Here is a 20,185-nt window from a genome sequence, read left to right as displayed (position 1 = left end):
AAAAGAGATTTAGCAAGGCTAAATCTCTTTTAGATAATTTATGAAAAGTTACACGTGAAACTTTAAATCACGCTATAACTTTAATTGAGTAGTTTGTGAGGAGCTGTGTAAGTATAATATGGCTGACGCTCATCAAAGTAAATTAACCTAACTTAACTGGAGTTTCAGGTTCTTTACCTTCAACCATAGCGTAGTTGTTGTCAAATGCCTTAACAACCATGTTTCTTACAGCGTGAGTAGTGTAGAAAGCAGTGTGAGGAGTTACCAATACGTTTGGACGGTCAATTAAGTCTGCTAAACGTGCATCTGGGAATTCCTTACCCTTCCAGTCTTCGTTGAATACACCAACTTCACCTTCGTAAGTATCCATTACGAAACCAAAGACCTTACCTGAGTCAAGACCACGGATGATAGCATCAGTATCAACAAGTGGACCACGTGATACGTTTACGATAACAACGCCATCTTTCATTTCTTTGATTGAATCGTCGTTAATCATGTGAACGTTTGCTGGAACATCAGGTACGTGAAGTGAGATTACGTCAGCCTTCTTGTATAATTCGTCAAGTGAGTCAACGTAGTAACCCTCCTTTTCAAGTTCAGGGTTGTGGAAGATATCGAAAGCAATAACCTTTGCGCCAAAGCCTTCCATAATCTTCATAAATACTTGACCAATGTGACCAGTACCTACAACACCAACAACTTGGTCACGAACTTCACGACCAATGTTTGGTGCCCAACGTAAGTCGCGCTTAGCCATCTTCAAGTCAGTTACCTTGTCTTGACGTAATACGCGAGCTGCTTGGATTGCTGCGTGTTCAGCAATAGCGTTTGGTGAGTAAACAGGAACATTAGTAATTTCAAAGCCAAGTTCCTTAGCCTTATCCATGTCAATGTTATCAACACCAACGTTACGTAATGACATCTTAGTAACGCCAGCATCAGCTAATGCTTGTAAAGTTTCAGCAGTGTAGTCTAATTGTTGGTAAACAACAACACCATCTGCACCCTTAGCAAGTTTTGCAGTTTCAGGAGTTAATAATTGATCAGTGTAATCAACTTCAACATCCTTGTGGGCTTCTTTCCATTCGTTAAGGAATGGTTCTTCATCTTTACGAATTGCATAAGCAAAAATCTTTGTCATGTTGTACCTCCATATATTACAATCGGATACCTTTATTATACATGATTTATTGTGAAGCAGAACACATAACTATCATATTTTAATATGTAAGCGCTTCAAGTTTGAAAACAGACTTTAAAATATATCTTTTAAGAAAAAATGTTAATTAGTGAAGTCTTTAATTATCTTTATTTAGTTATTTGTTCATTTAAACTCATCATTTCAAGTAAAGTTTGAGCAGTTGCACTTCCTTCATTACCAGCTTTTAATCCAGCTCTTTGCATAGCTTGCTCAATATTTTCAGTAGTCAGCATACCGAAAGTAATTGGAATTTGGCCTTTTAAGTTTAATTGCATAATGGCAGAAGTCACATTGTTAATAATCATAGTGTAGTGATCAGTTTCACCTTTGATTACAGCTCCTAAGGTCATAATTCCAGTATACTTGTTGGTTTTAAGGACTTTTTTTGCTGTAAAGCCTATTTCAAATGCGCCAGGAACCCAATAAATATCAATATCTTCACTTTTGATACCAAATTTTTTGAGAGTTGCAGTTGCTCCATCTACTAAATTTTTAGTAACAGTTTCATTGAATTGGGAAGCGACAATTGCGACTTTACCATGAACATTAATGAAATCACCTTGTTTAATCATTATTTTTCCCCTTTGCATTTATTTTCCCATAATTAAATGATGAAATTTATCTCGTTTAGTTTGTAAATAAAATTTATTTATCTCATTTGCCGGTATTTCCAGTGGAACCCGCTCAGTTACTTCAATGCCGTATTTTGTTAGTTGGGTAACCTTATCAGGATTATTGGTTAATAAACGGATTTTACTAATTCCTAAATCTGTCAAGATTTCTTTTGCAATATTATATTTACGTTCATCTGGCTCAAAACCCAATATTTTATTAGCTTCATAAGTGTCGCGCCCTTGATCTTGTAAGGCATAGGCTTTTAGCTTATTGCTTAAGCCGATTCCACGGCCTTCTTGGCGTAAATAAATTAGAATTCCTCCTTCATGGTCGATTTTTTGCATTGCTTTATGTAATTGTTCACCACAATCACATCTTTTTGAGCCGAAAACATCGCCAGTCATACATTCTGAATGTAACCGCACCAATACTGGCTTATTAGGGTCAATTGGGCCTTTAACTAAGGCCAAGTTTTCGCCAACATAGGCTTTTATTTTGAAGTTGCCATATACAGTAGGTAGGTCGACAAATTGATTATTTTTACTTGTAGGATTTTTAACATATTCTTGCAATTCTGCAATTGTTAAAAATGGCAAATTATATTCAGCTGCTATTTCTTTTAGTCGGGGTCTTCTTGCCATATGACCATCAGCATCCATTACTTCGCAAATATAAGCTACTTCGGCTTCACCAGCTAGGCGAGCTAATGTAATGGAAGCTTCAGTATGGCCATTACGCTCTAAAACGCCCCCATCTTTGGCGACTAGAGGAAAAGTATGACCAGGTTTGAAGAAATCATCAGCTTTTGTAGTAGAATCAGCTAAAGCCTTAATTGTAGTAGCGCGATCAAAAGCGGAAATTCCAGTTGTTGTAGTTTTATAATCAACGCTAACTGTAAAAGCAGTACCATAGGGGTCAGTGTTATTTTGAGCCATAGGAGTTAAGTTAAGTCTTTCTGCAATACTGCGACCGATACTTGTGCAAAGCAAACCACGGGCTGTTTGAGTAATAAAGTTAATTTTTTGTGGAGTAACTTTAGAACCTAGACCGATTATGTCACCTTCACTTTCACGGTCTTCATCATCGGCTACAATTACTAAGCCACCTTGTTTCATCCATTGAATTGCTGCTTGAATTTTTTTAACATCCATATTTATTTTGCTCCTTGAAAAAGTATAAGATTTTTAGCTACATATTTTCCTAAGATATCTGTTTCAACGTTGACTTGGTCACCGACAGCTAATTGAGTAAGATTAGTATTTTCCTGGGTGTGGGGGATTAGTCCAACTGAAAAAATATTTTTATTTATATCCATAACCGTTAAGCTGGTCCCATTAATAGCGATGCTCCCTTGAGGGACAACTTGAGCTGTTAAACGATCTGGTAACTTAAAGAAAAGTTCAATCGCATTTTCATTTTGTTGCTTTTTGATTAAAGAAACTACGTCATCAATATGACCAGTTACAATATGACCTTCTAGGCGACTGGTTACTTGTAGAGAACGTTCTATATTTACTTGATCGCCAATTTTAGAATTTTTGAAAGTAGTTTTCTTAAATGTTTGTGGCATCATAGTAACTACAAATTTTGTTTCGGTAAAACTTTCTACAGTCAAACAACAACCGTTGACAGCTATTGAATCGCCGACTTTTAGGCCTTTTAAGTTGCTAGTACTAGTTTTAATAGTCATTGTAATAGTTTGAGTATCTTTTTTTATGGTGGCAATGGTGGCATCACCAGTAACTAATCCACTAAACATAATCTATTCTCCCGCTAATTCGAATATCTTTATCAAGTACTTGATAATCAGGCTTTATTAAATTGATATTTTCTGTAATTTCAAAGCCATCTAAGGCGTTATTACCTAGAAAAGTAGGTGAAAAATAAGTTATGAGTTCTTGAGCAAGTTTTTCCTCAATAAAAGTTTTCATGAGGGTAGGACCTCCTTCTACATAAATCGATTGCACATTATTTTGAGTCAACAGTTGCAAAACTTCCCTTAAAGAACCAGAGTGTAAAAGAAAAACTTTAATATGTGGTGGATAAGGAAATTTAGTTAGTTTGGTATTTTGAGTAAAAAGCCAAGTTTGTGCATGTTTATCTGAAAATAAGGCCAAATTTTTGTTTAACAAGCGACCGCGACGATCAAGAACAATGCGAATAGGCGGATGGTCTTGTTTAACACTAGTTAATAAAGTGGGGTTATCAATCAAAGCAGTTGAACTTCCTATCATAATTGCTTGATAATCAGCACGTTCTCTATGAACTTGTTCATAAGCTGCTTTACCAGTAATTTGGATACGTTTATCTGGATAACTACACTTATGATCAAGACTAAGAGCTTGTTTTAGGCAAATATATGGCATCTTATGTTCATAGAAGAAGTTGTAGTGCTTGTTTAGCTTTTTAGCTTCTTGAGTTAATACACCAGTAGTAACCGAAATATTATGTGATCTTAATTTTTTTATTCCTTTACCGGTAACTAAGCCATGTGGATCTATTTCACTAATTACAACACGTTTAATTTTGCTAGCAATAATTAAATCGCTACATGGAGGTTGTTTACCAGTGTGATTACAAGGTTCAAGCGTTACGTAAAGGGTTGAATTAAATAATTGTTCTGGAGTTAATTTACTGATTGCATCACGTTCAGCATGGACATCACCATATTTATGGTGGTAACCAGTTGCTAAAACTTTTCCATCTTTAACAACTACTGCGCCAACCATTGGATTAGTCCAAGTATGGTAGCGGCCTTTACTAGCAGAGTTAATTGCTAAGGCCATAAACTGTTCGTCTTTATTCATCAAATCACTTCCTTTTTTGCATGAAAAAAGCCTCGAGACAATTCTCGAGGCTAAAATTATATTCAAAGCTAAATAACACTAAAAGAGAAGGCTAGTCAAAAAAGACTAGCTTCACTAGTGCCATTAATCTTCTCCCATCTAGACTCTAACTATCGGTACCTTTAATTAGGATTCAACCACTTGCGTGGGTCGCGGACTTTACCGCCGGTCGGGAATTTCACCCTGCCCCGAAGAACATTTATATTTAATTCAAAGATTATAATACACATTAAAAAATAGTTTTTCAAGTAAACGATTCCAAATGAAAAAATAAGCTTGATTTTTTAATTTAAATATGAGAAAATAAGTAAAAATTATTAAAAGATTAAATTCTATAAATAAAGAGGGTGAATTAATGGACGAACTAAAAAAAGTTGAACGTAAGTTAACGAAAAAAGATTATTTCGTTGTTAGTTCAATGTTGTTTGCATTATTCTTTGGAGCCGGGAACTTGATTTTCCCATTGCATTTAGGGCAATTAGCAGGACATAATTGGTTCATTGCTACACTTGGTTTCTTAATTACAGGGGTAGTATTGCCATTGTTGTCAATTATGGCTATTGCTTTAACTCGCTCAGAAGGTGTTTACGATATTGGTTTACCATTAGGTGCTGGATTCGCTGTAACTTTTATGGCTTTAATTCATGCAACTATTGGACCATTTTTTGGTACGCCCAGAACAGCAACTGTTTCCTTTACAGTAGGTATTGCACCTTTTGTTGGTAAAGGTAATGAACAGCTAGCTTTGTTGATTTATTCTGCATTGTTTTTTGGTACAGCTTGTTGGATTTCATATAACGAAAAAGATATCCTAAATCGTTTGGGAAAAGTTTTAAATCCAATTTTCTTATTACTTCTATTTTTAGTGTTTTTAGTAGCAATGATTAATCCGCTAGGATCTGCGTCAGCAGGTCATGCTACTAGTGCATATTCTAATACAGGTAGTGCCTTTTTAAACGGCTTTTTAGAAGGGTACAATACAATGGATGCCTTGGCAGGATTAGCTTTTGGTATTACAGTTGTTACTGCAATTAAGCAATTGGGTAAAAAAGAAGATCGTAGTGTAGCGGTTGTTACAGCTCGTTCAGGTATATTAGGAATGGGTGCAGTTGCTGTGATTTACTTCTTCTTGATTTTAATTGGTGCAATGTCATTAGGTAAATTTACTTTATCTGCAGATGGTGGTGTAGCATTTAGTCAAATTGTGCAACACTATGCTGGATCTGTTGGACAAGCAATTTTAGCAACTTTAATGACTATTACTTGTTTAACTACAGCAGTAGGATTGGTTGCAGCATTTGGACAAGACTTCCACAAGCATTTTCCACGTTTTAGTTACCGTTTTTGGTTGTTTATGTCATCATTTGCTTCATTTTTAATTGCTAATGTAGGTTTGAATGAAATTATTGCATGGTCAACGCCATTTTTGATGTTTTTATACCCATTATCTATGGTATTGATTGTTTTATCAGTTATGGCTCCAATTATTAATAAGGATTCAACAGTATACTTCTTTACTGTTCTATTCACAGTTCCACCAGCATTACTAGATTTCATCAATGCATTGCCAGATATCGCAAGAAATCAAGCATGGGCACAAGCTTTATTAAAAGTACGAAGCATTTTACCATTGTCAGATGTAGGTATGTCATGGCTTTTGCCAGCTTTAATTGGTTTGATGATTGGATTAGTTTTATTCTTTGTAAAGAAAAAACAAGTTTCTAAACAAGCTTAATACATAAACATATTTCCTAGGAAATAAGAGCGAAGAAATTATTCTTCGCTCTTATTTTATATCTTCATTTAAATTTAATTTATTAAAATGACTAATTAATTTTTTTAGTCCAGGAGTTAACTTACGATTAGCCTTTACAGCAAGGAAGTAGTTAATAGAAATAAGATTAGACTCTAAAGGTAGTAAATTTATCGGTACTTGATTATAACGTTTTAAAATTGAAGCAGAAGAAATGGTGATACCCAAGCCGTTAATTGATAGGCCAGTAGCCGTTAATACGCTCTTGCTTTCCAAAATAATGTTAGGTGTAATTTTATATTTTTGAAGTAAACCGTTGACTTGATGACGAATAGCAGAGCCACCAGTAGATAAGATTAATGGTTCTTTGAGTAGTTCTTTTAGTGATAATGAATCTTGTGGCAAAATAAATTTCCCTGGAGTGAAATACGGTGAACTTTGTGGAATTACAACATAGTAGGTTTCGCTTCCGTTTAAATATGGTAAGATTCCTTTGCTTAATGATTTGGGAGTTTGACCTAGATAGCAGTCAACTTCTTCACTTAGTAGTAAATTTTCGCTTCTTCGAGGACTACATTCAATTATTTGGATACTTATATTAGAATTTTCTTTTAAAAAAGAAGGGAGTAAAGTGAGAAGAAGAAATGTACCTAAACTCTCGAGAACAGTTATTTTAATAATTTCTCGATCAGGGTGACTATATTTCAATAAATCTTGTTCAAGTTTATTTTTTCGACTAACAGATTTTTCTAAATATTTATAATACTTAGTTCCTGCTTCAGTTAGACTAAAAGGTATATTTCTATTTAATATTTGAACTCCGAGCTTTTTCTCAATTCTCTTTAGAGTTTGTGTCAAGTAAGGCTGAGAAATATAGAGTTCTCGTGCAGCCTTGGTAAAATTACTCTCTTTTAGTAATACATCGAGGTAATGTAATACAGTTTCTGGATCATTCATTTTATTCGCCTCAAGCCCATAACAATTTTATTATAGTATAGACTGATGAAAGCTATTTCACAAGTATAAATAAAGACTTTAAAATAAACTTCGTAAAGTTATTGAAACGAAAGTAGGGCAAGGAGATTAAAAATGAAAGCTGGAAAATATAAAGTAAGAGCTAAAGGTCACGGCGCTAGTTTTATGCCAATGGAAGTGACATTATCTGATAATAAAATAGAAAAAATAGAAGTTGATGCACAAGGTGAAACTAAAGGGGTTGCTGATGAAGTTTTTCATCGGTTACCTGAAGAAATTGTAAAAAATCAAACGCTGAATGTTGATGCTGTTTCCGGTGCAACAATTTCAAGCCATGGAGTCATTGATGGTATTTCCCAGGCAATAGATGAAGCTGGTGGAGATAGTAATGAATGGAAGAAACGACCTAAGCCAAGTAATCATAAACAAGCAGATAGTGAATTAACTGCTGATGTTTTAATCATTGGTGCAGGTGGTGCAGGCTTAAGTGCAGCGGCTCGAGCAATTGAGTTAGGCAAAAAAGTAATAATTTTAGAAAAATATCCTCAAATTGGTGGCAATACAGCACGGGCAGGTGGCCCAATGAATGCTGCTGAACCGGATTGGCAAAAGAATTTTGAATGTTTACCAGGTGAAAAAGAAACTCTAAAGCAACTGATAGAGATGCCAATTTCTGAAATTGATGAAGAATATCAAGCTGATTTTAAAAAACTACAAAAGCAAATTCAAAAATATCTTGATAGTGATGCTAATTATTTATTTGATTCTGTTTTGCTTCATGAAATTCAAACTTATTTAGGTGGAAAGAGAGTAGACCTTAAAGGCCATGAAATTCATGGTAAGTATGAATTAGTAACGACATTAGTTAATAATGTTCTAGATTCTGTAAAATGGTTAGAAAAACTAGGTGTTAAGTTTGATAAGGATAATGTAACGATGCCCGTTGGAGCTTTATGGCGGCGAGGACATAAACCAGTTGAACCAATGGGATATGCTTTTATCCATGTATTAGGAGATTGGGTTAAAGCTCATGGTGGAAAAATATTAACAGAAACTAAAGCGGAAAAGTTGCTTATTAGCGATGGAAGAGTTAAGGGAGCAATTGCTAAGAGAAGTGATAGTTCACAAGTAACCGTGCATGCTAAGGCTACGATGTTGACTGCAGGTGGCTTTGGTGCAAATACTCAAATGTGTCAGAAGTACAATACTTACTGGAAAGAAATTGCCGATGATATAGCAACTACTAATTCTCCAGCTATAACAGGTGATGGAATTAAGTTGGGACTTGCTGCTGGAGCAGGTTTAGTAGGAATGGGCTTTATTCAACTAATGCCAGTTTCTGATCCGGTTACTGGTGAATTATTTACAGGATTACAAACACCACCAGAAAACTATATAATGGTCAATCAAAAAGGTGAGCGATTTGTTAACGAATATGCTGAACGTGATACTTTAGCGAGTGCGGCAATTGCCCAAGGTGGTTTATTTTACTTAATTGCTGATGATAAAATTAAAGAAACCGCATATAATACTAGTCAAGAGGCAATAGATGCCCAGGTAAAGGCTGGTACGTTATATAAAACTAATACTTTGGAAGAATTAGCTAAAGAAACCGGAATGAATCCAACCACTCTTGTTAATTCAATTAAAAAGTATAATTCTTATGTAGAACAGGGTCATGATCCCGAATTTGGTAAAAGTGTCTTTAATTTAAAATGTGAAAAAGCACCATTTTATGCCACACCAAGAAAGCCAGCTATTCACCATACAATGGGTGGCTTAGTGATTGATACAAAAGCCCATGTTTTAAATGATGATAATAAAATAATTCAAGGTCTTTATAGTGCTGGAGAAAATGCTGGAGGTTTGCATGCGGGTAATCGCTTAGGCGGAAATTCCTTGGCAGATATTTTTACCTTTGGAAGAATTGCGGCTGAAACAATTGCAGACGAAATAAAATAATAAAAAGCTGTCGGATTTTTCCGACAGCTTTTACTTTACAATGATTTAGTCTTTTAAAGTACCGACCTTTTCAAGGCCTGCCAATACTGAATCGCCATGTGGTGAGTGACTAAGTGCTTCTGTAACATCCTTACCAGCTAATACACCATGGTGTTGACCATTAGTCCAGTGGGAATTACCAGTAACATCATATACTACACCGTTAACAGCAACATAAGCTTTATTACCATTTTGACCATCAAATTTTGCTAATTCTTCTCTTGTAAATTCTTTCATAAAATATCGCTCCTTTTAGTGACACTGTGTCATTAATCTTTATAAGTAAATGGTAACACCGTGTCACTATCAATGCAAGAAAAAAGCACCGCCTTCTCGCAGTGCAGCTTTCATATAGTGGGTGGTCAGGGGATCGAACCCTGGACCCACGGATTAAGAGTCCGTTGCTCTGCCAGCTGAGCTAACCACCCGTTGTCTTTCACAACAGAAATAATAATATCAAAATTTGGTTAGGCTGGCAAGTGTTTTTTTGAATTTTTTTGTTTAAGTCAAGTTGGATTTTTTTATTAGCTTTGAAACATTGATAGCTATGCCTTTCCTTCGCTTTCCTGTAAATAGAAAAATAAAGAAAATCATATTGATTAAGATTATCAATACCAATTGTTGTGGATAATCTAGTAATCCCAAATTGTAGTTTACCAATGACCCCAGATTGAATCCCACTAAATCAATTGCAGCATGGAAAAGAATTGTAATATATAGTTTACCAGTATATAAATAAATTCCTGCCAAAACTAATCCCATGACAAAAGCGTCGATTACATAAAGTATAGAATTTAAGTTGAGGGTATAAGATAGAGTGTAATGATATATTCCAAAGAAAAATGCTGATATTAAAATAGGCCCCAAAATAGGTAAAAATTTATTTTGGAAGTAAGGCAATAATATTTGCAAATTAGCCCAACGAAATGATTCTTCTAAAATACCAGTAAATAGTGCATACATCAGGTTATACCAGCTAAAATGTAATTGACTTATAGGGTAACTCCAACTCCCAAAAATCTCTGACCAAGAAGTTCCTAAGTTAATGAATTGGTCAAAAAAGGAGAACCAAATCATATAGAATACTAAAATAATAACTGCCCAAATTTGATAATTATTATTTGGAAGAACTTTTATATTAAATTTCCAAGTATTGCTCCAAGCATTGAAGATTAATACCCAGGAAAAAAGCATGAAAATTGAGAACCAGAAATAAGTGTCTAGAAACTGATTTAATATTTTAGGTAAGTATGTTGGATAATATAAAGGACTATATCTAGCAGCTGTGTAAAATACAAAAATAAAAAGAAATCGAATCACTGGTGTTTCTAAAGTATCAAGTTCTAATTTAAATAATGGGATGTTAATTAAAAATAAACTCAATATAAAAACTAATTCTGAAAAGATTCCCAACTTCAAAAAACCATTCATTGTTCTGAAAAAAATAGGTATTAAGAATAAGTTGAATGCCGGGAAAATAATAATTACTACAGTATTTGACCAAGATAAAAAATGTAATCTTTTACTTAAAATAGCTAAGACTAAAGCAATAAGCAAGACAATGCTAAGACTGATATTGAAAAGATTAAGTGTTTTAAATTGACGGTTGGCAGTAGGAAAAATAAAAATAAATTCTACTAATAGTGAGATTATTGTCTGAAATAAAATCACTGGGTGTAATGATGAGTTTAATGTTTTCATAGTTTTAATTTCCTTTAGAATGTGGATCGGGTATAATAAACCCTCTGCTATGAGGAGAATTTAGGTCTGATGGATTATTTACGCCATTTCCCAATATAGGTAAATAAAATAATTTGTTTCATGATTAATATCCTCCAATTCAAAAAGATATATTATTTATTTTTATTTATATTTTAATTATAGGCTAATTATAATGCAATAATAAAATAAAAAAGATCTCATTTGAGATCTTTTTCTTCTATACCGAATTTAATTAATTTTGTTCAATAATCTCCCCATGTTGGCTTAAATCAAGACCTGATGCTTCTTGCTCTTTGGTAACTCGAATAGTAACAAATTTCTTTAACAATATCGTAATTGTCGTAGCCGTTAAGCCTACAAAAATAATCGTAATAATTGTTACTAAAAGTTGAATTAAAAAGAGCCTAAGTCCTCCGCCGTAAAAGAGTCCATTTAAAGTTAAATTAGAGTTAGCAGACTTACTTGCAAATAACCCAGTAGCAATCGAACCCCAGATACCACTTATTCCATGGCAACCAAAAGCATCCAAAGTGTCATCAATTCTGAGCTTAGGCTTAATGAAAGTAACAAATGAAAAACTAAGTCCAGCAGCAATAATACCAATCCAAAATGCTCCCATGCTTGAAACGTAGCCTGCAGCTGGAGTTACTGCAACTAGACCACAAATTACACCTGTACAAGTTCCAACAAGGGTTACTTTTTTATTATGTATTAATTCTAAAATAGACCAAGTAGCCATTGCACTTGCTGCTGCCATAGTTGTGGTTAAAATAGCTAAAACGCTACTTGAGTTAACTGCTAAGGCACTTCCTGCGTTGAAACCATACCAACCGATCCATAAAATGGCAGTACCTAATAAAACCCAGGCTAAGTTATAGTGGTGAGGTTCTTTTTTTGTTCTTGGCCCAACAAAAATGGCTAAAATTAGTGCGGTAATACCAGCATCGATGTGAACAACGGTTCCACCGGCGAAGTCTAAAGCTCCTAATTTGCTTAATAATCCATTTGGTGACCAGACCATGTGAACCATTGGATAATAAATAGAGATAGACCAAAAGATGATAAAGAAGAAAAGAAATTTGAAATTAATTCTTCCAACAACTGCTCCGATAAATAAGGCTGGAGTAATAATCGCAAACATCATTTGGAATAGTGAATAAAGGCCAACAGGGATTCCACCAGTAGTTGTTTTTTCAAAATTTAAATTTTGAAAGAAAAAATGTTGGCCGTTGCCGATAATTCCCCAGATATTTCCAGAAAAAGCTAAAGAATAACCGCAAATTAACCAGAGCAAAATAGCTAAACCAGTAATAAAGAAAACTGAAACCATAGTATTAACTACATTTTTCTTTGATACCAATCCACCGTAGAAAAATGCTAAACCAGGTGTCATAAATAAGACCAATATACTAGAGAAAATAATAAATGATGTGTCAACCTCGTTCATAATAGTACCTCCAGAATAATTAACAATAACTATACCACTTTTAGAAATAAAGTCTATATTTTTATAAAAATTCTGCCGATAGAACTATACCAATTTAACGAGGCCAAGATTCAGTAATGAAAGTTAATAGTGAAGATTTTTGCGTACAAAAAAACCAGATTCCGAAGAATCTGGTTCAACTAGTGGGTGGTCAGGGGATCGAACCCTGGACCCACGGATTAAGAGTCCGTTGCTCTGCCAGCTGAGCTAACCACCCATTGCATTAATAAGCAATCTATATTATGCCAAGATGTTTAAGAAATTGCAAGCTTTTTTCGAAAAAATTACTTTTTGGATAAAATTGTAAAAATCAATTATAATATAAAGTATCTATAGAAGGAGGCATTTCCGATGCCAAAGAAAATTCTTGTTGTTGACGACGAAAAGCCAATTTCCGATATTATTAAGTTCAATTTAACAAAGGAAGGCTTTGAAGTTGATACTGCATATGATGGCGAAGAAGCTGTCAAAAAAGTAAATGAAATTAATCCAGATTTAATGATTTTGGATTTAATGTTACCGAAAAAAGATGGTCTTGAAGTTGCTCGTGAAGTTCGGCAGACACATGATATGCCAATTATTATGGTAACGGCTAAAGATACTGAAATTGATAAGGTATTGGGCCTAGAAATGGGTGCGGATGACTATGTAACTAAGCCATTTTCTAATCGTGAGTTAGTAGCAAGAGTGAAAGCTAACTTGCGTCGACGTGATATTGTTCAAAAGCAAGTTGATGAGAATGAAAACGAAAATAAAAATATTACGATTGGGAATTTGGTCATTATGCCAGATGCTTATATTGTAGAAAAAGATGGGCAAAAGATTGAATTAACCCACCGTGAGTTTGAGTTGCTTCATTATCTTGCATCACATATGGGACAAGTAATGACTCGTGAACATTTGCTTCAAACAGCTTGGGGTTATGACTATTTTGGTGATGTACGAACTGTTGACGTTACTGTACACCGACTGAGAGAAAAAATTGAAGACAATCCAATTCAACCGAAGATTTTGGTTACACGTCGTGGTGTAGGATATTACGTTAAAGATCCAAATGAAGAATAGAATCGAAAGCCACTAATTTAGTGGCTTTCTTTAGTATGGTAAAAATGAAAAAAATAAAAAGTATTCTCAATTCTCTTAATACAAAGATTGCTGTCGTTTTTATGCTGATGATTTTAGCCACTATTGAAATTATTGGTGCATATTTCACACGACAATTAGAGCAAAGTACAATTGAAAGTTTTCAAACTTCAATTCAAATACCAACAATTATTACTAATTCACTAGCAACTCAACTGTCTAAAAATACCAAAAAAGCAGATGAGCAGTTAAGCCAAATTGTAAGCAATTATAATAATAGTGCAATTAGTGAAATTATTGTTGTCGATAATAAAGATGTTATAAGAGCTGTTTCTAACTTAAATGATAAAAGTCGTGTTGGACAAAGAGCTACTAATGTTGGAATAAAACAAGTTACGTCAACTGGACGACAAATTACTTGGATTGATAGTAACAATAATGGTAGTAACATGGTCCAAATAACACCATTAACTATTGGAACAGGGACTAACTCGACTTTAGGTGCTATTTATGTCCGAGCTAATATGCAAGGAGTTTTTGATAATTTGAGGAACATTTCTTATATGTTCTTAACCGCTTCTTTTGCCGCTTCAATTTTAAGTGCAATTTTGGCATTGTTTATTTCCCGGGCAATAACTAAGCCAATTGAAGAAATGCGAATGCAAGCTTTACAAGTAGCTGATGGCGATTATTCCGGTCAGGTAAAGATTTATTCTAATGATGAATTAGGACAATTGGCTGAAGCATTTAATACTTTATCTATTAGAGTTGAACGCTCACAGGAACAATCTGAAAGTGAACGACGAAGATTAGATAGCGTTTTGTCACATATGACTGATGGTGTTATTGCGACTGATCGTCATGGAAATGTTATTATTTTGAATCAAATGGCATTGAGTTTTTTGGATATTAAAGAAAAAGATGCTGTAAGTAAGCCTATTACAAAGATTTTAGGCTTAGACGATGATGTCAGTGCGCAAGAATTGATTGGTAATCAGCAGGAAATGATGATTACAGTCAACGAAGGAACACCAGATGAAATGATATTGCATGCCAATTTCTCATTAATTCGTCGAGTAACTGGCTTTGTTTCAGGGGCTGTATGTGTATTGCATGATGTAACCGAACAACAAAAAAATGAAAATGAACAACGGCAGTTTGTTTCTAATGTTTCGCATGAATTACGTACACCTCTGACTAGTTTGCGTGCTTATATCGAAGCCTTAAATGACGGTGCATGGAAAGATCCTGAAATAGCACCGCAATTTTTAGAAGTTACTCAAGAAGAAACTGAACGAATGATTCGAATGATTAACGATCTTTTGTCATTATCAAGAATGGATCGTGGAGTTGTAAAAATGGACTTAGAATGGGTTAATTTCAACGATTTTTTGAGTCATGTTTTGAATCGTTTTGATATGATAGTCAAAAATGATGAAAAAGATCAGACGGGTCAAAAGAAATATTCGATTAAGAGAAAAATTACCAATCAAGACTTATGGGTTGAAATTGATACTGACCAAATGATGCAAGTTATTGATAATATTATGAATAATGCCATTAAATACTCTCCTGATGGTGGTGTAATTACTGTGGGTTTAACCCAATCGCAGAACCAAATTATCTTGAGTATTTCTGATCAAGGGCTTGGAATTCCTAAGAAAGATTTGAATAAAATTTTTGATCGTTTTTATCGAGTGGATAAAGCCCGCTCTCGTGAACAAGGAGGTACAGGGTTAGGTTTAGCGATTGCTAAAGAAATTGTAGAGGCTCATAAAGGAAAGATCTGGGCTGATAGTCAGGAAGGAAAAGGCTCAACGTTTTACATTTCATTGCCGTTTGAACCAATGAGTGAGGAGGACGACTGGGATGAAGTCTAAAAATAGAGCAATTGATATAGCGTTGCATATAGCGACTGGTGCAGTAATCATAACTTCAATCGTTTTGTGGATTTTTATCTTAACAAGTGATCAAAGGTTTAGCGGATTAAATCAATCAACTGATACAGATACTACACATGTTAAAAATTCTAAATCTGTTAAGGATGCATATTTACCTACCGAAGTATTTGGTTATCGCAATAATCAGTTATATCAACTGTATGATTCTGATAAAAACTTGCCATTGGTATTTTCTAAAGAATTTAATAATGCAAAAATTGAAAGCATCAAGCCAATATTTAATACCAAAAAAGACTATCAGAAATTTTTGACCAATAAGACATACTTGCAGCTAACTTATCCAGATCAAATAACTTTTGGTATTTTTTCAAGTAATGTTTCTAAGTATAAAAATTCTGAATTTAATCGTATTTTTATTGCTCAAAAAGATGGAAAATTTAAATTATATGCAGGTAATGATTTAAATTTTCGAATCTATGAAGTTTCGTTGAAAAATGGTAATTTTGCTAAGTTGCTAAAATATGCTCAAAAAGCAGAAAGTAAGACTGCTGTTTCACTAATTAGATTAAGTGAAGGATATGAAGTTTCATATAAGAATGATTTAACAGTAAATGTTTATAGCTACTTAATTAGTAATCCAAGTGATTCTTACTTTGTTTCGCGATTATTAGGAACTTCTGGTGTTTCCTCAAAAACTACAGGTAATGTTACAACTTATACTGCCGGTTTATATAATCACTTAGAAGTACCCAAATCTAATAGTAAGGATTATCATAACTACACTTATATTAATTACCAAAAGTCATCAATTCCTAATCCAAATACTCGTTTAAGTGATAGTGTGACTTATGTTCACAAGCTAGGTTTAGTAGAACAAGATTTGCGCTTTTTTGATGCAGAGGGTTCATCAGTTGTGTATACCAATTATATAGAAGGCTATCCAGTATTTATTAAAACGCAAGGACCACAAATTCAAATTAGATATAGTACGGATAATATAACAATCAAATTTAATAGTACGAACTTACAAATTCCCGTTCCATTTGATGGAAGAACAGTAAAAATTCCTAAAACTAGTACTGTAATTAAAACTTTACAGGCCAAAGGCATTGCTAAAAGTGATATTCAAAGAATGACTATTGGTTTTGAATTAGTACGTGATAGTGCTCACGATAGCTTGGTAGACTTAATACCGACATACTACATTAAGATATATAATCATTGGTTGTCATTATCTGAATGGCAAAATGCAAACTTAGCTAAATATCGAACTAGCACTACTAGCAGTGCTAATGGATTAAATGTTACTAGAGAGGAGTAAGCCATGGATCATCGCAGAATTGAATGGTTATTTTTTGTTATTTTCTTTGCGATTAGTGTTTTTCTTGGAATTGAGTTATGGCGGACACCTATTCAGCTTAGTGGAACTAGTTCTGATCCGAATACAACAACCAATATTAGTGATGAAATAAAGGCTGATAATATTGATTTACCCTCTCTTTCAGAAGATACAGCTTCGGGTTATTATTTAGCTGCTAGTGATCAGAATTACTTTAAAAACGTGAAAAATCTTCGGAATGTGAACACTAATTATTCCACAACGGATAAAACTTTTTATGCAGTGTTACAAAAAGCAGTTAATTTAAGCACCGATAGCAACAAGGCATTGGCTCAAGTTAAAGCATTTAAAAATAATAGTCATTACGTTCCATTTGGTAAGCAATATGTCTATGTTGATGAATTGTCAGATGATAATAACTATGTATTTGTTCAAAATTCAAAATTTGGAAAAGTTTATGATGCGTCAGCTGAGTTAATTATTAAAGTCCAGAAACATCAAATAGTTAGCTATCAACAGGGTTATTTAGGAAAACTGTCGGCGGTTCGTGAGTTGCAATCAACAATTTCATCTTGGAAGGCTATTCAGAATCTATATGTTTATCGAGAACTAACCAATAATTCCAAGGTTCTTTGGATAAAGTTAGAATATTCTAAATTGACTGAGGTTAGAAATAGTATTATTTTGTTACCAACTTGGGTTGTAGAAATAGAAAATAAAACAACCAAAATGAGTTCTATTAAACGGGTTAATGCCTTTACCGGACAAGTGATTCAAAATAATAATGTGACAGACTAAGGGGATTGATGTGAGAGTTTCTGTTTTAGCTAGTGGATCGACTGGCAATACAAGTTTGATTGAAACTAAGAAGCATAAAATTTTGATGGATGCGGGTTTATCTGGCAAGAAAATCAAAGATTTACTAGCACAAGTAGGAGTAGATATTAAAGATATTGATATGGCTTTTTTAAGTCATGATCATAGTGATCACTCTAAGGGATTAGGCGTTTTGATGCGGAGATATCCACAGATAAACGCCTTTGCTAATAGCGGAACTTGGAAGTATTTGATTGATGAAAATAAAATTGGTAAGTTACCAGTTGAGCAGATTAATGCCATCGAACCTGGACAAGTGAGAACTTTTGATGATTTAGAAATTCAGGCTTTTGCGACTAGTCATGACGCTGCTCAACCTCAGTATTATGTTTTTTCAAGTGCTGGTAAGCGGATTGCTTTTTTGACAGATACGGGCTATGTTTCAGAAAAAGTGCGTGATGTTATCAAAGATAGTGACGCATATATGTTGGAATTTAATTATGATAATGAATTATTAAGAAATGGCCCGTATTCTTGGCAATTAAAACAGCGAATTATGTCAGATTATGGACATTTGTCTAATGAACAAGCTAGTGAAGTTTTTGAAGACGTATTAACAGCTAAAACCAAGCATATATTTTTAACTCATCGAAGTCAGCACAATAATACTTTGCGTTTAGCTCATGATACATTGGTAAATAATCTAGCAAGAGATGAGGTGGATTATAATCCTCAATTAAAAATTATTGATACTGATCCAGATATTCCCACAGACTTGATAAAAATTTAAAATTTTTAGCAAATAATATTCATATAATGTTCAAAATTAGAGAGTATGCTTAGTTATGAAGATAAGGAGAGCGAGAATATGACAGAAGATAAAAATCAAAATATTCAAAATAAGTCACAAAATCAAGCTTCTCGATCTAATTTAAATACTGCCGATAAGAGTCAAAATAAACTTTTAACGAAAGCTGCAATTGTTGGTGTAGTGGCAGGACTATTAGGTGGTGGAGTTTCTTATGTTGGACTTGAACAGTATTCTAATTATGCTGGTTCTAGTTCCGCCCAAACTTCTATTTCTAGCTCTAGTGCAAGTATTTCCAAAACTAGTGCTAAAAATTCCGGTACTATGACTAGTGCTTATAACAAGGTTAAGGGAGCCGTTGTTTCGGTAATCAATTTAAAGAAAAACTCTACTCGTAAATCAAATAGTATATATGATCTATTCGGTGGTAGTGATGATGATTCAAGTTCATCATCAAGCTCATCAACTACGAAATATACAACTTATTCTGAAGGTTCTGGGGTAATTTATCTAAAATCAAATGGTAAAGGCTATATTGTAACCAATAATCACGTAATTAGTGGTAGTGATAAAGTACAAGTAGTATTAGCTTCAGGTAAAACAGTAGATGCTAAGGTAGTAGGTAAGGATTCGACTAGTGACTTAGCTGTTTTATCAATTGATGCCAAATATGTAACACAAACTGCTAGTTTTGGGGATTCCAAGTCATTAATTACTGGTCAAACTGTAATTGCTGTAGGATCACCAATGGGAAGTGAATATGCTTCTTCAGTAACGCAAGGAATAATTTCTGCGCCAAGTAGAACAATTACAACTTCGTCTAACCAACAAACAGTTATTCAAACAGATGCGGCTATTAATCCAGGAAATTCAGGTGGGCCATTAGTAAATTCTGCTGGGCAAGTAATAGGAATTAATTCTATGAAGTTGTCACAGTCTACAGATGGTACATCAGTTGAAGGAATGGGCTTTGCAATTCCTTCTAATGAAGTCGTAACTATCATTAATCAATTAGTTAAAAATGGAAAAGTAACTCGGCCACAATTAGGTATTAAGGTCATTTCACTAAGTGAATTAAGTTCTGCATATAAAGAACAATTAGGAATCAAAACTAATTTGAAGAGTGGAATTTATGTAGCTAGTGTAACTAAAAATAGTGCAGCTAGTGCGGCAGGGATGAAGAGTGGAGATATTATTACCAAAGTAGATGGTACTAGTGTTTCTGATGTTGTTTCACTCCATGAAATCTTATACAAGCATAAGATTGGCGACAAAGTAACGGTTACCGTGGATAGAAATGGTAAAACTGTTAATTTAGATGTAACACTTAAATCAAATTAAGAATAATGTAAAAACTGCTAAGGTGCATTGTTAAGCACTTTGGCAGTTTTTTCTTAATAAAAAGGATGTGAAACTAAGTTAAGTTCGCTTTTTAAATATGTCAAGGGGAAAGCAAAAGAAAGGAACTTGTGGGAAAATGTGGAAAACTCTGTGGATTGTGTATAAGTCACCAAAAAAGCGCTTTATATTTGGGGATAAAGTGTGGATAATAAGTGGATTAAAATTAGCTAGTAAGTTTAAAAAAGGCTATAAATATTGATATAACAGCAATTTTGACCCAAAGTTTGTGAATGTG

Annotated in this window: 17 protein-coding genes, 2 tRNA genes and 1 riboswitch; of the genes, 8 read left to right on the top strand and 11 right to left on the bottom strand. The window is 34.0% G+C overall.

What is annotated here, in order from left to right:
* Positions 1-142: 142 nt before the first annotated feature.
* The 5 genes from ETI37_RS00985 to ribD form a co-directional block, all read right to left on the bottom strand.
* Positions 143-1,144: a D-2-hydroxyacid dehydrogenase gene (locus ETI37_RS00985; protein ID WP_006586088.1), complete on the bottom strand. Its 1,002-nt coding sequence runs from the start codon at positions 1,142-1,144 to the stop codon at positions 143-145.
* Between the two features lie 167 nt (positions 1,145-1,311).
* Complete coding sequence (ribH, locus tag ETI37_RS00980; protein WP_034535734.1) at positions 1,312-1,776, bottom strand: 6,7-dimethyl-8-ribityllumazine synthase; 465 nt, start codon at positions 1,774-1,776, stop codon at positions 1,312-1,314.
* Positions 1,777-1,794: 18 nt separating this feature from the next.
* Positions 1,795-2,970 carry a bifunctional 3,4-dihydroxy-2-butanone-4-phosphate synthase/GTP cyclohydrolase II gene (locus tag ETI37_RS00975; RefSeq protein ID WP_006586090.1) on the bottom strand — a complete coding sequence of 392 codons (1,176 nt, stop codon included), beginning with the start codon at positions 2,968-2,970 and terminating at the stop codon, positions 1,795-1,797.
* A gap of 2 nt (positions 2,971-2,972) precedes the next feature.
* Positions 2,973-3,578, bottom strand: a complete 606-nt coding sequence (locus tag ETI37_RS00970; RefSeq protein WP_006586091.1) for a riboflavin synthase — start codon at positions 3,576-3,578, stop codon at positions 2,973-2,975.
* Positions 3,571-4,629 (bottom strand): bifunctional diaminohydroxyphosphoribosylaminopyrimidine deaminase/5-amino-6-(5-phosphoribosylamino)uracil reductase RibD, encoded by a 1,059-nt coding sequence (gene ribD, locus ETI37_RS00965; protein ID WP_006587539.1) that lies wholly within the window; start codon positions 4,627-4,629, stop codon positions 3,571-3,573. Before ribD ends, ETI37_RS00970 begins: the two co-directional genes overlap by 8 nt.
* Before the next feature lie 119 nt (positions 4,630-4,748).
* A riboswitch (FMN riboswitch) is annotated at positions 4,749-4,865 on the bottom strand.
* A gap of 155 nt (positions 4,866-5,020) precedes the next feature.
* On the opposite strand from ribD, the gene brnQ reads away from it, so the two are divergent.
* Positions 5,021-6,400: a branched-chain amino acid transport system II carrier protein gene (gene brnQ / locus ETI37_RS00960; protein ID WP_006586093.1), complete on the top strand. Its 1,380-nt coding sequence runs from the start codon at positions 5,021-5,023 to the stop codon at positions 6,398-6,400.
* Positions 6,401-6,451: 51 nt separating this feature from the next.
* Here brnQ and ETI37_RS00955 read toward each other — a convergent pair whose 3' ends face one another.
* Entirely contained in the window at positions 6,452-7,375 is a 924-nt protein-coding gene (locus ETI37_RS00955; protein WP_143458358.1) for a LysR family transcriptional regulator, read from the bottom strand.
* Between the two features lie 132 nt (positions 7,376-7,507).
* On the opposite strand from ETI37_RS00955, the gene ETI37_RS00950 reads away from it, so the two are divergent.
* Positions 7,508-9,355 (top strand): flavocytochrome c, encoded by a 1,848-nt coding sequence (locus ETI37_RS00950; protein ID WP_006586095.1) that lies wholly within the window; start codon positions 7,508-7,510, stop codon positions 9,353-9,355.
* Between the two features lie 45 nt (positions 9,356-9,400).
* On the opposite strand, the gene ETI37_RS00945 is transcribed toward ETI37_RS00950, so the two are convergent.
* From ETI37_RS00945 to ETI37_RS00925, 5 genes are all read right to left on the bottom strand, one after another.
* Positions 9,401-9,631: a cytochrome b5 domain-containing protein gene (locus ETI37_RS00945; RefSeq protein ID WP_006586096.1), complete on the bottom strand. Its 231-nt coding sequence runs from the start codon at positions 9,629-9,631 to the stop codon at positions 9,401-9,403.
* Between the two features lie 118 nt (positions 9,632-9,749).
* Positions 9,750-9,822 (bottom strand) — tRNA-Lys (locus ETI37_RS00940).
* 73 nt (positions 9,823-9,895) lie between these two features.
* Entirely contained in the window at positions 9,896-11,095 is a 1,200-nt protein-coding gene (locus ETI37_RS00935; RefSeq protein WP_143458357.1) for a CPBP family intramembrane glutamic endopeptidase, read from the bottom strand.
* 253 nt (positions 11,096-11,348) lie between these two features.
* Positions 11,349-12,563 carry an ammonium transporter gene (locus ETI37_RS00930; RefSeq protein WP_006586098.1) on the bottom strand — a complete coding sequence of 405 codons (1,215 nt, stop codon included), beginning with the start codon at positions 12,561-12,563 and terminating at the stop codon, positions 11,349-11,351.
* A gap of 183 nt (positions 12,564-12,746) precedes the next feature.
* A tRNA-Lys gene (locus ETI37_RS00925) sits at positions 12,747-12,819 on the bottom strand.
* A 134-nt stretch (positions 12,820-12,953) separates the two neighbouring features.
* Here ETI37_RS00925 and yycF point away from each other — a divergent pair.
* From yycF to ETI37_RS00895, 6 genes are all read left to right on the top strand, one after another.
* Positions 12,954-13,667, top strand: coding sequence for a response regulator YycF (gene yycF / locus ETI37_RS00920; RefSeq protein WP_006586099.1), 714 nt, complete (start codon positions 12,954-12,956; stop codon positions 13,665-13,667).
* Positions 13,668-13,711: 44 nt separating this feature from the next.
* On the top strand, positions 13,712-15,565 hold the full coding sequence (gene walK, locus ETI37_RS00915; RefSeq protein ID WP_006587542.1) for a cell wall metabolism sensor histidine kinase WalK: 1,854 nt from the start codon (positions 13,712-13,714) through the stop codon (positions 15,563-15,565).
* Positions 15,555-16,907: a hypothetical protein gene (locus tag ETI37_RS00910; RefSeq protein ID WP_006586101.1), complete on the top strand. Its 1,353-nt coding sequence runs from the start codon at positions 15,555-15,557 to the stop codon at positions 16,905-16,907. The genes walK and ETI37_RS00910 overlap by 11 nt, the downstream gene beginning before the upstream one ends.
* A gap of 3 nt (positions 16,908-16,910) precedes the next feature.
* Positions 16,911-17,723: a two-component system regulatory protein YycI gene (locus tag ETI37_RS00905; RefSeq protein ID WP_006586102.1), complete on the top strand. Its 813-nt coding sequence runs from the start codon at positions 16,911-16,913 to the stop codon at positions 17,721-17,723.
* Positions 17,724-17,733: 10 nt separating this feature from the next.
* The gene (locus tag ETI37_RS00900; protein WP_006586103.1) at positions 17,734-18,531 is read left to right on the top strand and encodes an MBL fold metallo-hydrolase; all 798 of its coding nucleotides are present in this window, start codon (positions 17,734-17,736) and stop codon (positions 18,529-18,531) included.
* Between the two features lie 78 nt (positions 18,532-18,609).
* Positions 18,610-19,890, top strand: a complete 1,281-nt coding sequence (locus ETI37_RS00895; RefSeq protein ID WP_006587544.1) for a S1C family serine protease — start codon at positions 18,610-18,612, stop codon at positions 19,888-19,890.
* Positions 19,891-20,185 lie beyond the last annotated feature (295 nt).

The sequence above is a fragment of the Lactobacillus mulieris genome (assembly GCF_007095465.1).
In the GTDB taxonomy this organism is placed as follows: Bacteria; Bacillota; Bacilli; order Lactobacillales; family Lactobacillaceae; genus Lactobacillus; species Lactobacillus mulieris.
Note: the sequence above shows the minus strand (reverse complement) of the source record. Positions and strands in the feature narration are given on the sequence as shown.

What these genes read in the sequence shown, in the direction of transcription:
- ETI37_RS00945 (WP_006586096.1), bottom strand. Translation starts at nt 9,631, where the DNA reads ATGAAAGAATTTACAAGAGAAGAATTAGCAAAATTTGATGGTCAAAAT.
- yycF (WP_006586099.1), top strand. Translation starts at nt 12,954, where the DNA reads ATGCCAAAGAAAATTCTTGTTGTTGACGACGAAAAGCCAATTTCCGAT.
- walK (WP_006587542.1), top strand. Translation starts at nt 13,712, where the DNA reads ATGAAAAAAATAAAAAGTATTCTCAATTCTCTTAATACAAAGATTGCT.
- ribH (WP_034535734.1), bottom strand. Translation starts at nt 1,776, where the DNA reads ATGATTAAACAAGGTGATTTCATTAATGTTCATGGTAAAGTCGCAATT.
- ETI37_RS00910 (WP_006586101.1), top strand. Translation starts at nt 15,555, where the DNA reads ATGAAGTCTAAAAATAGAGCAATTGATATAGCGTTGCATATAGCGACT.
- ETI37_RS00955 (WP_143458358.1), bottom strand. Translation starts at nt 7,375, where the DNA reads ATGAATGATCCAGAAACTGTATTACATTACCTCGATGTATTACTAAAA.
- ETI37_RS00935 (WP_143458357.1), bottom strand. Translation starts at nt 11,095, where the DNA reads ATGAAAACATTAAACTCATCATTACACCCAGTGATTTTATTTCAGACA.
- ETI37_RS00970 (WP_006586091.1), bottom strand. Translation starts at nt 3,578, where the DNA reads ATGTTTAGTGGATTAGTTACTGGTGATGCCACCATTGCCACCATAAAA.
- ETI37_RS00985 (WP_006586088.1), bottom strand. Translation starts at nt 1,144, where the DNA reads ATGACAAAGATTTTTGCTTATGCAATTCGTAAAGATGAAGAACCATTC.
- ETI37_RS00975 (WP_006586090.1), bottom strand. Translation starts at nt 2,970, where the DNA reads ATGGATGTTAAAAAAATTCAAGCAGCAATTCAATGGATGAAACAAGGT.
- ETI37_RS00905 (WP_006586102.1), top strand. Translation starts at nt 16,911, where the DNA reads ATGGATCATCGCAGAATTGAATGGTTATTTTTTGTTATTTTCTTTGCG.
- ETI37_RS00895 (WP_006587544.1), top strand. Translation starts at nt 18,610, where the DNA reads ATGACAGAAGATAAAAATCAAAATATTCAAAATAAGTCACAAAATCAA.
- ETI37_RS00950 (WP_006586095.1), top strand. Translation starts at nt 7,508, where the DNA reads ATGAAAGCTGGAAAATATAAAGTAAGAGCTAAAGGTCACGGCGCTAGT.
- brnQ (WP_006586093.1), top strand. Translation starts at nt 5,021, where the DNA reads ATGGACGAACTAAAAAAAGTTGAACGTAAGTTAACGAAAAAAGATTAT.
- ETI37_RS00930 (WP_006586098.1), bottom strand. Translation starts at nt 12,563, where the DNA reads ATGAACGAGGTTGACACATCATTTATTATTTTCTCTAGTATATTGGTC.